Origin of the sequence: Pseudomonas sp. Wu6 (assembly GCF_019891515.1) — a bacterium.
Lineage (GTDB): Bacteria > Pseudomonadota > Gammaproteobacteria > Pseudomonadales > Pseudomonadaceae > Aquipseudomonas > Aquipseudomonas orientalis_A.
Genome location: NZ_JAFLXH010000044.1, coordinates 22,518 through 35,997, shown reverse-complemented (window position 1 = coordinate 35,997; position 13,480 = coordinate 22,518). Strand labels below are relative to the sequence as shown.

Here is a 13,480-nt window from a genome sequence, read left to right as displayed (position 1 = left end):
TCGCGGGTGTAGGTCTTTCGCTCTTGCATGAAACCTCCTGATTGGGCGAATCATATCGCCCTTAAGAGGTGTCCGGGAGCATTAGGCCAGTTCAAGCCCCCTCCCACATTTGGAATGCATTCCCCTGTGGGAGGGGGCTTGCCCCCGATAGCGGTCTATCAGGCGCCAACCGCCACCAGACTCAACAACTGCTCCCCGTCCACCCCAAATTGCCCCTCCAATTCCTTGCCATGGCACCACTCACTGGACAGGTCCGTGAGCAACCGCAACCGCACATGCCCGGCCTGCGACCACTCCACCACTTCGGCATGCTCAAAATAAAAGCGCTTGTGCACGAGCGGGTAGAGCGCCTTGAACAGACTCTCCTTGACCGAAAACGTCAGCGTCACCAGCAGGGCGACTTGCTCGCGCGGCAGGCTGGCCATTCGTTGCATTTCATCGGGGGTAAGGATCTCACCCGCCAGGCGTTGCGCCCGTTCCAGCGTCAGCAGGTTCTCCAGGTCCATTCCCAGCCCGCGCCACTGCGCCTTGTGCGCGACGATCGCCGCGGCGTGCCCGGTGCTGTGGGTGATGGAGCCGCTGATGTGCCCTGGCCAGATCGGCGCGCGGTCTTCGCCGATGGCCGGCACGCAGTCGAGGTTATCGAGTCGCCGCAGCGCTTCGCGGGCGCACAGGCGGCCGGCGAGGAATTCCGCCTGGCGCTTGGCCACCGAGCGCTGGATACTCGCCGGCGGCGGCACGGCGCTGCGGTGGAAGTCGCCGGCGTTCAACAAGGCCGGGTCGAATCGCGTGCTCAAAAACACGGTGCCCGGCAAAGGAGCAGGCAGCGGCCAATGGGCATCGAGTGGGGTACAGCAGGCGGGTAGGGGCGTCATGCGCGACATTTTGCCGAGTTGGCGCGTCAGTGCATAGCCCGTAGTGATAGTCCGTCGTGTATGTCCCCATCGTGCTTCAGGCCGGGTTCAGAGCCCGTTCAGGGGGAGTTCAGGGGCGCTTGCGTAGTGTGGACGCCACAGCCTGAACGCTTAAGAGGTAAGCACCATGACTGCGATCAAGAAACTGCTGTTGGCGTTGACCATGCTCGGTGCCACCGCCGGTGTGCAAGCCAGCGATAGCACGTTTGCCGCTTTTGGCCGAGAGAAAAGCAAAAAAACCGGCAACCTGATCCATCGGGTCAGCTTCGAAGAGGTGAGCGTTCAGGCCGCACCGTGGGGCCGGTCGCTGGTCACCGCGCCTCAACCGGGTTACCGCGCCGGTTACGCGCCTCAGTCTGGCCACTACAATGGCATTAAACTGCGCCCGCAAGACCTGCAGGGCCGCTATGATATCCCTCGCTCGGACTGTTGAATTGCCTTGGAGAGCCTTATGAAATTGCTGGTGGTGGAAGATGAGGCGCTGTTGCGTCATCACCTGTTTACCCGCCTGACCGACAGCGGCCACGTCGTCGAGGCCGTGGCCAATGCCGAGGAAGCCCTGTACCAGACCGGCCAATTCAACCATGACCTGGCGATCATCGATCTGGGGCTGCCCGGCATGGGCGGCCTGGACCTGATCCGGCAACTGCGCACCCAGGCCAAGACCTTTCCGATCCTGATCCTGACCGCCCGCGGTAACTGGCAGGACAAAGTCGAAGGCCTGGCTGCCGGTGCCGACGACTACGTGGTCAAACCGTTCCAGTTCGAAGAGCTGGAGGCGCGGATGAACGCCTTGCTGCGCCGCTCGAGTGGTTTCACCCAGTCCACCATCGTCGCCGGGCCCCTGCTGCTGGACCTCAATCGCAAGCAAGCCTCGCTGGACGAACAACCGCTGGCGCTGACCGCCTATGAGTACCGCATCCTCGAATACCTGATGCGCCATCATCAACAGGTGGTGGCCAAGGACCGTTTGATGGAGCAGCTTTACCCCGATGATGACGAGCGCGACCCAAACGTCATCGAAGTGCTGGTCGGCCGCCTGCGCCGCAAGCTGGAAGGGCCGGCCGGGTTCAAGCCGATCGACACCGTGCGTGGCCTGGGCTACCTGTTCAATGAGCGCTGCCGTTGATTCGCTCACTCCGTGTGCGCCTGATGCTGGCCGCCGCCACCCTGGCGGTGCTGTTCATGCTGGGCTTGTTGCCCGCCATGCAAGGTGCTTTCAGCCTGGCGCTGCAGGATTCCATCGAGCAGCGCCTGGCGTCGGATGTCACCACCCTGATCTCGGCGGCCCGCGTGGAAAATAACCGGCTGCTGATGCCGGCGCAGTTGCCCGATGAGCGCTTCAACCTGACCGACAGCCGCCTGCTCGGCTATATCTACGACCGTGAAGGTCATCTGGTGTGGCGGTCGCGGGCGACCCAGGAAGAAAGGATCAATTACAAGCCGCGCTACGATGGGCGTGGCAACGAATTCGCGCGCATTCGTGAGGCCAACGGTCAGGAGTTCTTCGTCTATGACGTCGAGGTGCGGCTGCTGGGTGGCAAAAGCGCGGCGTTCAGCATCGTCGCCTTGCAACCGGTGCGTGAGTATCAACTGACCCTCGAAGGCCTGCGCGAGAATCTCTACCTGAGCTTCGGCGCGGCGTTGCTGGTGCTGTTGACGCTGCTCTGGCTCGGCCTGACCTGGGGCCTGCAGGCCCTGCGACGCCTGAGCCAGGAGCTGGACCAGATCGAAGGCGGCACCCGCGAAAGCCTCAGCGAAGAGCACCCCCGGGAATTGCTGCGCCTCACCGGTTCCCTCAACCGTTTGCTGCACAGCGAGCGTGAACAGCGGGCGCGCTACCGCGACTCCCTGGATGACCTGGCCCATAGCCTGAAAACCCCGCTGGCGGTATTGCAGGGGGTGAGCGAAGACATGGCCCAGCGCCCCGAGGAGCGCAGCCAGGCCTGGGTGCTGCAGTCGCAGATCGAGCGCATGAGCCAGCAGATCGGCTATCAATTGCAGCGCGCAAGCCTGCGCAAGAGCGGCCTGGTGCGCCATCAGGTACGCCTGGAGCCGGTGCTGCAGAGCCTGTGCGACACCCTGGACAAGGTTTACCGGGACAAGCGCGTCACCGTGACCCTCGACCTGCCGGACGCCTGCGACGTGCCCATCGAAAAGGGCGCCCTGCTCGAGATGCTCGGCAACCTGCTGGAAAACGCCTACCGCCTATGCGTGAAGCAGGTACGTATCAGCCTGGTGGAGCACCCGGACGGCAGTGAGCTGTGCATCGAAGACGATGGCCCCGGCGTGCCACCGGACCAGCGCGCCCGGATCCTGCAGCGCGGCGAACGGCTTGATCGCCAGCACCCGGGGCAGGGCATCGGGTTGGCGGTGGTCAAAGACATTATCGAGAGCTATCACGCGCGGTTGACCCTGGGCGATTCGGCGCTGGGTGGCGCGGCGTTCAGGATTCACTTTCCGGCCTTGTGAGGGGGGCAGGCCTGCTGCCCACCTTCAACCCTCCTGCGCGCGATACGCCCCCGGTGTCAGGCCGGTCCACTTCTTGAACGCCCGATGAAACGCCGATGGTTCCGAGAACCCCAGCTGTTCTGCAATGTCCTGCAAGGACAAGTCCGCCCGCCCCAAATGGTATATGGCGATATCACGGCGTAACTCATCCTTTAATGCCTGAAAGCTGCTGCCTTCTTCACGCAAATGCCGGCGCAGGGTTTGCGGGCTGATATGCAAATGCTGTGCGACCGCTTCCAGGTCCGGCCAGGGCGTGCGGTCGCGGCTGAGCAAGCGGCGCAGCTGGCTGCTCAGGCTGTCGCCTTCATCGGGTCGAGACAATAGGTCGGCGGGGGAGCGCTGTAAAAAGTGCTTGAGGGTGCGTTCATCCTGCAGCAGCGGCAGGTCTAGGTAACGGCTGGGAAACACCAGACTGCTGTTCGGTGCGGCGAATACCTGGGGGCAAGGAAACAGCAGGTCGTATTCACTGGCGTGGGCCGGCATCGGATAACTGAAGGTGACCTGATGCAGCCGAATACGCTGGCCGATCAACCAACTGCCCAGACGATGCCAGATCACCAGCAGGCATTCACTGAGAAAGTGGTCCGGGTCCCACAGTGGCGAGTCGTCCAGGCTCAAGCGAACGCTGTCTCCTTCGCGTGTCAGCTGCCAGCGCGGGCCGTGGGGGAACAGGCTATAAAATAACAGGCCGCGTTCCAGCGCCTTCTCCAGCGTGCGGCAATGAATCAGCGCATGACACATCATGGCGAAGGTGCCGCGCTTGCTCGGCGCCTGGGCGAAACCCAGGTATTCATCATCCAGCGCCAGCCAGAGCATTTGCAGCAAGCGGGTAAATTGCTCCGGAGCGATACGCGCACGCGGTTCGCTCAGTTGTTCGGGGGTGATACCCACCTGCTGCAACAGGCGCGAGTAGTCGTAACCGGCCCGACGCGCGCCGCCCAGGGCCGCGCGGGCGAAGTGACTGGCGATGGTGCGTTCACGCATGACAGGGCCTCGTCCATGGAAGGGCCGATAGTAGCCATCACCCGGAGAGGGTCACAAGGCGGATATCCGCCAAATTGTAGGACGAGATAGGGCGAGTCGGCGGAAATCCGCCACCTTGTTACACGCCCGCCGAGCCTCGGCAAGCCGCAAGCCCTCATGTGCAAAGGCTTTCATCGGTTTTAAGCAAAGTGGCATGGCGTTTGCGATAGGGATTACAGCGCAGGATTGTTCCTACAGACCTCGCCAACAACAAATCCCTCCAGTGCAGGAGGGTTCGCAATTCAAGTGTCGTGGGCAATGGCGGATATTTGCCACACGGTGCGATTGAGGAACTTTGCAATGACGACTCGTCAGCCAATCTACAAATCCCTGTATTTCCAGGTGATCGTTGCAATCGTTATCGGTATTTTGCTCGGCCACTTCTACCCGCAGACCGGCGTGGCCCTCAAGCCACTGGGTGACGGCTTTATCAAGCTGATCAAAATGGTCATCGCCCCGATCATCTTCTGCACCGTGGTCAGCGGTATCGCCGGCATGCAAAGCATGAAATCGGTCGGCAAAACCGGCGGTTACGCGCTGCTGTACTTCGAAGTCGTTTCCACCATTGCGTTGCTGATCGGCCTGATCGTGGTCAACGTCGTGCAGCCGGGCGCCGGCATGCACATCGACGTGGCCACCCTGGACGCTTCGAAAGTCGCGGCCTACGTGACCGCCGGTAAAGACCAGAGCATCGTCGGCTTTATCCTCAATGTCATCCCCAACACCATCGTCGGCGCCTTCGCCAACGGCGACATCCTGCAAGTGCTGATGTTCTCGGTGATCTTCGGTTTCGCCCTGCACCGCCTGGGTGCCTACGGCAAGCCGGTGCTGGACTTCATCGATCGTTTCGCCCACGTGATGTTCAACATCATCAACATGATCATGAAGCTGGCGCCCATCGGTGCCCTGGGCGCCATGGCGTTCACCATCGGTGCCTACGGCGTAGGTTCCCTGGTGCAGTTGGGCCAGTTGATGATCTGCTTCTACATTACCTGCGTCCTGTTCGTGGTGGTGGTGCTGGGCGCCATCTGTCGCGCCCACGGTTTCAGCGTATTGAAGCTGATTCGCTACATCCGTGAAGAGCTGCTGATCGTACTGGGTACTTCGTCTTCCGAATCCGCACTGCCGCGCATGCTGATCAAGATGGAGCGTCTGGGCGCGAAGAAATCCGTGGTCGGCCTCGTTATCCCCACCGGCTACTCGTTCAACCTTGACGGTACCTCGATCTACCTGACCATGGCGGCCGTGTTCATCGCCCAGGCGACCGACACCCACATGGACATCACTCACCAGATCACCCTGCTGCTGGTGCTGCTGCTGTCCTCCAAAGGCGCTGCGGGTGTGACGGGCTCGGGCTTTATCGTCCTGGCTGCCACCCTGTCGGCTGTCGGCCACCTGCCGGTTGCCGGCCTGGCGCTGATCCTGGGTATCGACCGCTTCATGTCCGAAGCCCGCGCGCTGACCAACCTGGTGGGTAACGCCGTTGCCACCATCGTTGTGGCCAAGTGGGTCAAGGAACTGGACACCGACAAGCTGCAAAGCGAGCTGGCATCCGGCGGTACTGGTATCTCCGAAACCCGCGAAATCGATGACCTGGGCGTGGCCGAAGGCCCTGCACCTGTGGTCAAGTAAGCTGAAGATGGCGTGAACTAACGCCGACAGCAACACACAAACGCCCCGACTGGTTCGGGGCGTTTGCGTTTCTGGCGCGTCACGGCAGTGGCTTTTGTTTTACAGTAAATGAATCGGTTGAAACGCTTGCGGGAGGTTTTGTGGACAGTGTGGATCTGAATGTCCTGCGCAGCGTGCTTGAGTGGCGCCGCGCCGGGCAACGCGTGATGTTGTACAGCGTGGTGCAGACCTGGGGCAGTGCGCCGCGCCCACCGGGGGCGATGTTGGCCTTGCGCGGCGACGGGGTGGTGATTGGCTCGGTGTCCGGCGGTTGCATCGAGGATGACTTGATCGCGCGCCTGCAGGATGGCCGTTTGCCCGACGATGGCCCGCCCGTGCAGTTGGTCACCTACGGCGTCACCCGCGATGAGGCGGCGCGCTTTGGCCTGCCCTGCGGCGGCACCCTGCGCCTGACCGAAGAGCGGGTGGACGACTGGGAGTGGGTCGCGCAATTGCTGGCACGCTGTGAGGATCATCAAATTGTCGCGCGGGAGCTGAACCTGGCCACGGGTAAAGTGACCCTCAGCGCCGCGAGCAAGACCGATGCAGTGACCTTTGACGGCCAGTGTCTGCGCGCCATCTATGGGCCTCGCTGGCGCCTGCTGTTGATCGGCGCCGGGCAACTGTCGCGCTATGTCGCGGAAATGGCGCGCCTGCTCGACTTTGAAGTGCTGATCTGTGACCCGCGTGAAGAGTTCGTCTATGGCTGGGAGGAACAGCACGGCCGCTTCGTGCCGGGCATGCCCGATGAAGCGGTGCTCAATATCCAGACCGACGAACGCACGGCGATTGTCTGTCTGACCCACGACCCACGCCTGGATGACATGGCGTTGCTCACGGCGTTGAATTCCAGTGCGTTCTATATTGGCGCCCTCGGTTCGCGGGTCAACACGCAGAAACGACGGGAAAACCTGGCGGCGTTGGGCTTGTCGGCAGAAGCGATTGCACGGTTGCATGGGCCCATCGGCTTGCACATCGGCAGCCACACGCCGGCGGAAATTGCGCTGTCGCTGATGGCGGAAATCGTCGCGATCAAGAACGGCGTGGCGCCTCTGCAGAAAAAGCCGCTGGCGGCGGTTGCCCAGTGACAGTGACGGCGATAGTGCTGGCGGCGGGGCAGGGCAGTCGCTTTCGCGCCGAAGCCGGGGCTGACCGAGACAAGTTGCTGGCACATTGTATTGGGCTCGATGGTGTGACACGGCCAGTCATCGAGCAGGTGCTGGTGAACCTGCCGGCGACGCTTGTTGAGCGCTGGGTGGTGACTTCACCGGAACGCCTTGAGGTGATTCGGTTGGCTGAGGCGCATGGTTGTAAGGTCCTGCTGCTGGAGTCGGCCGGCATGGGCGACAGCATTGCTGCCGCCGTTGCGGCCAGCGCTTGGGCAGAGGGCTGGCTGGTGGTGCTGGGGGATATGCCGTTTATTCGATCCGCGACGATCGAGCGTGTGCTGGCCGATCCGGCAAGTATCACCGTGCCGGTGCATGCCGGACAGTATGGGCATCCGGTGGCTTTCGACCGTGTGTTGGGGTCTGCATTGATGGCGTTGGCCGGCGACCGTGGCGCGAAGGCTTTGTTTGCACTGGCACAGGTGCGGGGCGTGCAGGTGGATGATCCAGGCGTGCTATGGGATGTGGATGTGCCGCAACAGTTGAGTTTCAGCGCCGACTGAATGTAGGAGTGGGCTTGCTCCCGATGATCGTTCCCACGCGGAGCGTGGGAACGATCAAGCTCCCTCCCATATTCGTGCAATAAAAAGCCCCGCCTGATTGCTCAGGCGGGGCTTTTTAATGGCCGATGGAATCAGACGAGGGGTTTAGGCTCGTGCTCTTCTTCCTGGGCCTTGTGCTCCACCGAAGCAGCAGCAGCGGCGGCAGCCTCGGCTTCCTTGCGGCGACGACGCACTTCACGTGGGTCGTTCGGCGCACGGCCGTTTTCAGTCAGGGCGCTTGCCGGTGCAGCTTCAACCACCGGAGCAGCGACTTCGGCCACTACCGGCGCTTCAGCCACGGCTGCAGGCTCAACGACCGGGGCGGGCTCAACCACGGGGGCCGGTTCGACCTCCGGGGTCGGCTCGGCCACTACGACATCAGCAACCGGAGCCGGAGCCTCTTCTACCACGGGGGCAGGAGCGGGCGCTTCAACCGCAGCGGCAGGTTCGGCAGTCCATTGGAAGGCGGTCTGTTCTTCGCGAACTTCACGCACGGCCGGGGCAGCTTCTTCGACAGCCGGTGCTTCAACGACGGCTTCAACGTCAGCTTCAACCACGGGCTCAGGCTCGACGACCGGGGCGACTTCAACGGCAACCACTTCGGTCACGGGTTGAGCGTCGCGAACCGGTGCCACTTCCACTTCCGGAACCACTGGGGTTTCGATTGGGGTAGTCGCTTCCACCACCGGTGCTTCAACCACTGGGGTCTCGGCAACGGGCGCTTCTACCGCAGCGGTCTCTTCGACAGCCGCAGTAGCGCGTTCAGCCTGCTCATGGGCCTGGGCTTCAGCAGGTGCGCTGATGGTCGAGCTGGCCACGGCGGCGGTCACGGCCAGGCCGGCAGCCAGGTCGGCACCGGTAGGTTCGGTGTTGGCCGCTTCGGCGTTCTCGCCGGCTTCTTCCGAGCCTTCGATCACGTTGCCGTTGGCATCACGCTGACGCTCACGACGGTTGCTGCGACGACGCTGACCACGTGAGCGACGGCGTGGGCGATCGCCTTCGGCGTTGTCCTGGCCTTCTTCCTGCAGTTGCTCTTCGCCGGTCAGCACTTCTTCTTCACTGGCGGCAGCGGCCTGTTCGGCGCGTGGTTGACGCTCTTCACGCGGGGCGCGTGGTTGGCGTTCCTCACGTGGCGCGCGCTCTTCACGCGGCTGGCGAGCCGGGCGTTCTTCGGTGGCAGTAGCAGTAGCAGCGGCTGCGGCGACGGCAGGAGTCGCATCCAGAGGCTCGCGCAGTTCACGTACACGCTCTTCACGCTCGCCACGCGGCTTGCGATCTTCACGCGGGGCGCGCGGCGTACGCGCACGTTCTTCGCGTGGGGCGCGTTCTTCACGGGCTACGGCCGGGGTTTCTTCGCGGGCTTCGCGAGGTGCACGCTCTTCACGTGGCGCACGCTCTTCACGCGGGGCACGTTCTTCGCGCGGCTTGCGCTCTTCGTCACGACGACCGTTGCGGTTGCGGCTCTGCTGACGACCGTTGCGACGCTCTTCGTTACGTGCCGGGCGTTCGGTGGCGGTTTTTTCAACCACAACCGGGGCAGCCGGTTCTTCCTTGGTGGCGAACAGGCTGACCAGCGACTTCACCAGCCCTTTGAACAGGCTTGGCTCAGGCAGGGCGGCCGGTGCGGCCACCGGGGCAGCCGCTTCGGCCGGTACCGGTGCATTGGCGCGGGCCGGGGCGGTTTTCACGGCGGCTTCCTGGCGGACCAGGGTGCGGGTCGCAGCGGCCGGCTGGACTTCTTCCACTTCGGCGGCAGCGGCGGCGATTTCGTAGCTGGACTGGCCGCTGTGGGCTTCCGGGCTGTCATCGCGCAGGCGCTGGACTTCGAAGTGCGGCGTCTCGAGGTGATCGTTCGGCAGGATGACGATACGGGCACGGGTGCGCAGTTCGATCTTGGTGATCGAGTTACGTTTTTCGTTGAGCAGGAACGCGGCGACCGGAATCGGCACTTGTGCGCGGACTTCGGCGGTGCGGTCTTTCAGGGCTTCTTCTTCGATCAGGCGCAGGATCGCCAGGGACAGCGATTCAACGTCACGGATGATACCGGTGCCGTTGCAGCGCGGGCAGACGATGCCGCTGCTCTCGCCCAGGGATGGACGCAGGCGCTGACGGGACATTTCCAACAGGCCGAAGCGCGAGATACGGCCCACTTGTACGCGGGCGCGGTCCGCTTCCAGGCATTCGCGGACTTTCTCTTCCACGGCGCGCTGGTTCTTGGCCGGGGTCATGTCGATGAAGTCGATCACGATCAGGCCGCCGATGTCACGCAGGCGCAGCTGGCGGGCGATTTCTTCAGCCGCTTCCAGGTTGGTCTGCAGGGCGGTTTCTTCGATGTCGCTACCCTTCGTGGCGCGCGCCGAGTTGATGTCGATGGACACCAGGGCTTCGGTCGGGTCGATCACGATGGAGCCGCCGGAAGGCAGTTCGACCACGCGCTGGAAGGCGGTCTCGATCTGGCTTTCGATCTGGAAACGGTTGAACAGCGGCACGCTGTCTTCGTAGAGCTTGATCTTGCTGGCGTACTGCGGCATGACCTGGCGGATGAAGGTCAGGGCTTCGTCCTGGGCTTCAACGCTGTCGATCAGCACTTCGCCGATGTCCTGGCGCAGGTAATCGCGGATGGCGCGGATGATCACGTTGCTTTCCTGGTAGATCAGGAACGGCGCGGAACGATCCAGCGAAGCTTCTTTGATGGCGGTCCACAGTTGCAGCAGGTAGTCGAGGTCCCACTGCATTTCTTCGCTGCTGCGGCCCAGGCCTGCAGTGCGCACGATCAGGCCCATGTCGGCCGGTGCGATCAGGCCGTTCAGCGCTTCACGCAGTTCGTTGCGCTCTTCGCCTTCGATGCGACGGGAGATACCGCCGGCACGCGGGTTGTTCGGCATCAGTACCAGGTAACGGCCGGCCAGGCTGATGAAGGTGGTCAGGGCGGCGCCCTTGTTGCCACGTTCTTCTTTTTCGACCTGGACAATGACTTCCTGGCCTTCGCTCAGGACGTCCTTGATGTTCACGCGGCCTTCGGGGGCTTTCTTGAAGTATTCGCGGGAGATTTCCTTGAGGGGCAGGAAGCCGTGGCGCTCGGAGCCGAAATCGACAAAGGCAGCCTCAAGGCTTGGTTCGATGCGAGTAATACGGCCTTTATAGATGTTGGCCTTCTTTTGCTCGCGTGCACCGGACTCGATGTCCAGGTCGTAGAGGCGTTGGCCATCTACCAGTGCAACACGCAACTCTTCGGGTTGAGTTGCGTTAATCAGCATTCTTTTCATGTTGTACCGTCGGTTTCCGGGCTGCCGGAAACGGCGTTCGGCACACACGACTTCTCACGGTCGGTGTCAGGTGCGTCAAGAGTGGTTGGCCACTCCAGTGTCCAGCAAAACCTGCCAATTGGGCGGGTATCGCGACGGACGCGTCCTGCTTGTTAGCGGTGGTGACAAAGGCACCACTTCAACAAAAGCTAAGGTCAGGAGGAGGAATCAACCGGCGACTGTGGACGAGATGAAGCGTCTAAATATAAGCCTAGTGCTACACGGTCCGACGGTTGTGCATCTCCACCCTACACGTATCCCTGATAATTCGGGTGCTGCCGCGCGCAGAATCCGCAGCGGGTTGGCATTTACCGTGTTCTCCAAAGGGGAGTCCACGCTCATGGCTAAACAAGACTAGGTGTGGGCGATTGCGCTCTCACTCAGCTCTTAACAGGCGTTGTTTCCGAAGCATTCGCCATGGTCTGGCTCGGGACTGACTGCACTTTGTGAACTGGCCGTAAATATCGGCGCAGGACGCGAGTATTCACTCTGCGTACCGCACTCGCTTCAGGCCTCATGTCACCTGCGCTTGTTACAATCTCAAGCCTTCCAGGGTGGCGAACGCCCCGTAGGACGGCCTCGCGTCCTGATGAATTGCGATGGTCAGGGCCGGCAGTTTGCCGCAAGTCCTCTGTCCAGGCCGCTTTTGGCGGCGTTCGCGACTATAGCAGCAATGATTAAGTGCTTCAATTCCATAAAAAATTGTTATCATCGCCGGCATGACGACTACCGCCCCCCAGACCCCCAGCGTCCAGCTGCTCGAGGTCTCGCCGGAATATGCCGGCCAACGCATCGATAATTTTCTCCTGGCCAGGCTCAAAGGCGTGCCCAAGACCTTGATCTACCGCATCTTGCGCAAAGGCGAAGTGCGGGTGAACAAGGGTCGGATCAAGCCCGAGTACAAGCTGCAGGCGGGCGATATCGTCCGTGTGCCGCCGGTTCGCGTGCCTGAGCGCGACGAGCCCGTGCCACTGGCCCAAGGCCTGCTGCAGCGCCTCGAAGCGTCGATCGTGTTCGAAGATAACAAACTCATCGTGATCAACAAACCCTGCGGTATTGCCGTTCACGGCGGCAGCGGCCTGACGTTCGGCGTGATCGAAGCCTTCCGTCAGTTGCGCCCGGATGCCAAGGAGCTGGAGCTGGTCCATCGCCTGGACCGCGACACCTCCGGCCTGTTGATGATCGCCAAGAAACGCAGCATGTTGCGCCACCTGCACACCGCCCTGCGCGGCGACGGTGTGGACAAGCGCTACATGGCGCTGGTGCGCGGCAACTGGGCCAGTTCGATCAAGAGCGTGCGGGCGCCATTGCAGAAGAGCAACCTGCGTTCCGGTGAGCGCATGGTGGAAGTGGACGAGGAGGGCAAAGAGGCCCTGACCCTGTTCAAGGTGCTGCGCCGCTTCGGCGACTTCGCCACCCTGGTTGAGGCCAAGCCGGTGACCGGGCGAACCCACCAGATTCGCGTGCACACCCTACATGCCGGTCACTGCATTGCCGGCGACACCAAATACGGCGACGAGGATTTCTCCAGGGAGATCCGCGATCTGGGCGGCAAGCGCCTGTTCCTGCATGCCTACATGCTGACCGTGCCGCTGCCCGACGGTGGCGAGCTGAAGTTGCAGGCGCCGGTCGATGACATGTGGGCCAAGACTGTGGAGCGCCTGAGTGTCGCACCGTGATTACAAGCTGCTGATTTTCGACTGGGACGGCACCCTGGCCAATTCCATTGGCCGCATCGTCGAGTCGATGCACATGGCGTCGACCCGCTCGGGCTTTGAGTTGTGCAGCGACCTGGCAGTCAAGGGCATTATCGGCCTGGGCTTGCCTGAGGCGATTCGTACGCTGTATCCGCACATATCCGACACTGAGCTGGTCGCTTTCCGCGAGCACTACGCCGATCACTACATTGCGCTGGAGGCTGAGCCTTCGCCGCTGTTTGAGGGTGTGGTGCAATCGCTGCAAGCGTTTCGTGCCGAGGGTTATCACCTGGCCGTCGCCACGGGCAAGGCGCGTCGCGGGCTGGATCGGGTGCTCAAGGCGCACGGCTGGGAAGACTATTTCGATATCACCCGTGCGGCGGATGAAACTGCCAGTAAACCTCACCCTCTGATGCTGGAGCAGATCATGGCGCATTGCCGTGTATCGCCGCGCGAGGCGTTGATGGTGGGTGATGCCTCCTTCGACCTGATGATGGCTCGCAATGCTGGCATGGACAGCGTGGCGGTCAGCTACGGCGCCCAGTCTGCGGAGGCCCTGCAGCCATACGAGCCCAGGGTCACGATCGATCATTTTTCTCAATTGCAGGCCTGGCTCAGCCGGGCTCGATAAGTCTTTGCTGGGGTTGATGG

11 protein-coding genes are annotated in these 13,480 nt (G+C 62.3%); 8 read left to right on the top strand and 3 right to left on the bottom strand.

Features of this window, described 5'->3' with window-relative positions:
- Positions 1 to 158 precede the first annotated feature (158 nt).
- Complete coding sequence (locus J1G34_RS23805; RefSeq protein ID WP_065884796.1) at positions 159 to 875, bottom strand: 4'-phosphopantetheinyl transferase family protein; 717 nt, start codon at positions 873 to 875, stop codon at positions 159 to 161.
- A gap of 166 nt (positions 876 to 1,041) precedes the next feature.
- On the opposite strand from J1G34_RS23805, the gene J1G34_RS23800 reads away from it, so the two are divergent.
- The 3 genes from J1G34_RS23800 to J1G34_RS23790 are packed head-to-tail and all read left to right on the top strand — an operon-like array spanning position 1,042 to position 3,386.
- A complete protein-coding gene (locus tag J1G34_RS23800) occupies positions 1,042 to 1,347 on the top strand; it encodes a hypothetical protein (protein WP_222994712.1) in 306 nt (101 codons plus the stop codon).
- An 18-nt stretch (positions 1,348 to 1,365) separates the two neighbouring features.
- Positions 1,366 to 2,043, top strand: coding sequence for a response regulator (locus tag J1G34_RS23795; RefSeq protein ID WP_010208358.1), 678 nt, complete (start codon positions 1,366 to 1,368; stop codon positions 2,041 to 2,043).
- A complete protein-coding gene (locus tag J1G34_RS23790) occupies positions 2,040 to 3,386 on the top strand; it encodes an ATP-binding protein (protein WP_222994711.1) in 1,347 nt (448 codons plus the stop codon). Before J1G34_RS23795 ends, J1G34_RS23790 begins: the two co-directional genes overlap by 4 nt.
- Positions 3,387 to 3,410: 24 nt before the next feature.
- Here J1G34_RS23790 and J1G34_RS23785 read toward each other — a convergent pair whose 3' ends face one another.
- Entirely contained in the window at positions 3,411 to 4,409 is a 999-nt protein-coding gene (locus tag J1G34_RS23785) for an AraC family transcriptional regulator (RefSeq protein ID WP_065896011.1), read from the bottom strand.
- A 339-nt stretch (positions 4,410 to 4,748) separates the two neighbouring features.
- Here J1G34_RS23785 and J1G34_RS23780 point away from each other — a divergent pair, with 339 nt between their 5' ends.
- The 3 genes from J1G34_RS23780 (at position 4,749) to J1G34_RS23770 (ending at position 7,788) form a co-directional block, all read left to right on the top strand.
- Positions 4,749 to 6,080: a dicarboxylate/amino acid:cation symporter gene (locus tag J1G34_RS23780; RefSeq protein WP_065884792.1), complete on the top strand. Its 1,332-nt coding sequence runs from the start codon at positions 4,749 to 4,751 to the stop codon at positions 6,078 to 6,080.
- Positions 6,081 to 6,220: 140 nt separating this feature from the next.
- Positions 6,221 to 7,207 (top strand): XdhC family protein, encoded by a 987-nt coding sequence (locus tag J1G34_RS23775; protein WP_122560386.1) that lies wholly within the window; start codon positions 6,221 to 6,223, stop codon positions 7,205 to 7,207.
- Positions 7,204 to 7,788 (top strand): nucleotidyltransferase family protein, encoded by a 585-nt coding sequence (locus tag J1G34_RS23770; RefSeq protein ID WP_065892944.1) that lies wholly within the window; start codon positions 7,204 to 7,206, stop codon positions 7,786 to 7,788. The genes J1G34_RS23775 and J1G34_RS23770 overlap by 4 nt, the downstream gene beginning before the upstream one ends.
- 131 nt (positions 7,789 to 7,919) lie before the next feature.
- Here the strand turns inward: J1G34_RS23770 and rne are convergent, their stop codons facing one another.
- Positions 7,920 to 11,084: a ribonuclease E gene (rne, locus tag J1G34_RS23765; RefSeq protein WP_065896012.1), complete on the bottom strand. Its 3,165-nt coding sequence runs from the start codon at positions 11,082 to 11,084 to the stop codon at positions 7,920 to 7,922.
- A 767-nt stretch (positions 11,085 to 11,851) separates the two neighbouring features.
- Here rne and rluC point away from each other — a divergent pair.
- A complete protein-coding gene (gene rluC / locus J1G34_RS23760) occupies positions 11,852 to 12,811 on the top strand; it encodes a 23S rRNA pseudouridine(955/2504/2580) synthase RluC (RefSeq protein ID WP_065884788.1) in 960 nt (319 codons plus the stop codon).
- A complete protein-coding gene (locus tag J1G34_RS23755; RefSeq protein ID WP_065892942.1) occupies positions 12,798 to 13,460 on the top strand; it encodes an HAD-IA family hydrolase in 663 nt (220 codons plus the stop codon). Before rluC ends, J1G34_RS23755 begins: the two co-directional genes overlap by 14 nt.
- The last annotated feature ends 20 nt before the right edge of the window (positions 13,461 to 13,480 follow it).

Excerpts from the sequence above, each read along its gene's own strand:
- J1G34_RS23805 (WP_065884796.1), bottom strand. The coding sequence starts at position 875 with ATGACGCCCCTACCCGCCTGCTGTACCCCACTCGATGCCCATTGGCCG.
- J1G34_RS23800 (WP_222994712.1), top strand. The coding sequence starts at position 1,042 with ATGACTGCGATCAAGAAACTGCTGTTGGCGTTGACCATGCTCGGTGCC.
- J1G34_RS23795 (WP_010208358.1), top strand. The coding sequence starts at position 1,366 with ATGAAATTGCTGGTGGTGGAAGATGAGGCGCTGTTGCGTCATCACCTG.
- J1G34_RS23785 (WP_065896011.1), bottom strand. The coding sequence starts at position 4,409 with ATGCGTGAACGCACCATCGCCAGTCACTTCGCCCGCGCGGCCCTGGGC.
- J1G34_RS23780 (WP_065884792.1), top strand. The coding sequence starts at position 4,749 with ATGACGACTCGTCAGCCAATCTACAAATCCCTGTATTTCCAGGTGATC.
- rne (WP_065896012.1), bottom strand. The coding sequence starts at position 11,084 with ATGCTGATTAACGCAACTCAACCCGAAGAGTTGCGTGTTGCACTGGTA.
- rluC (WP_065884788.1), top strand. The coding sequence starts at position 11,852 with ATGACGACTACCGCCCCCCAGACCCCCAGCGTCCAGCTGCTCGAGGTC.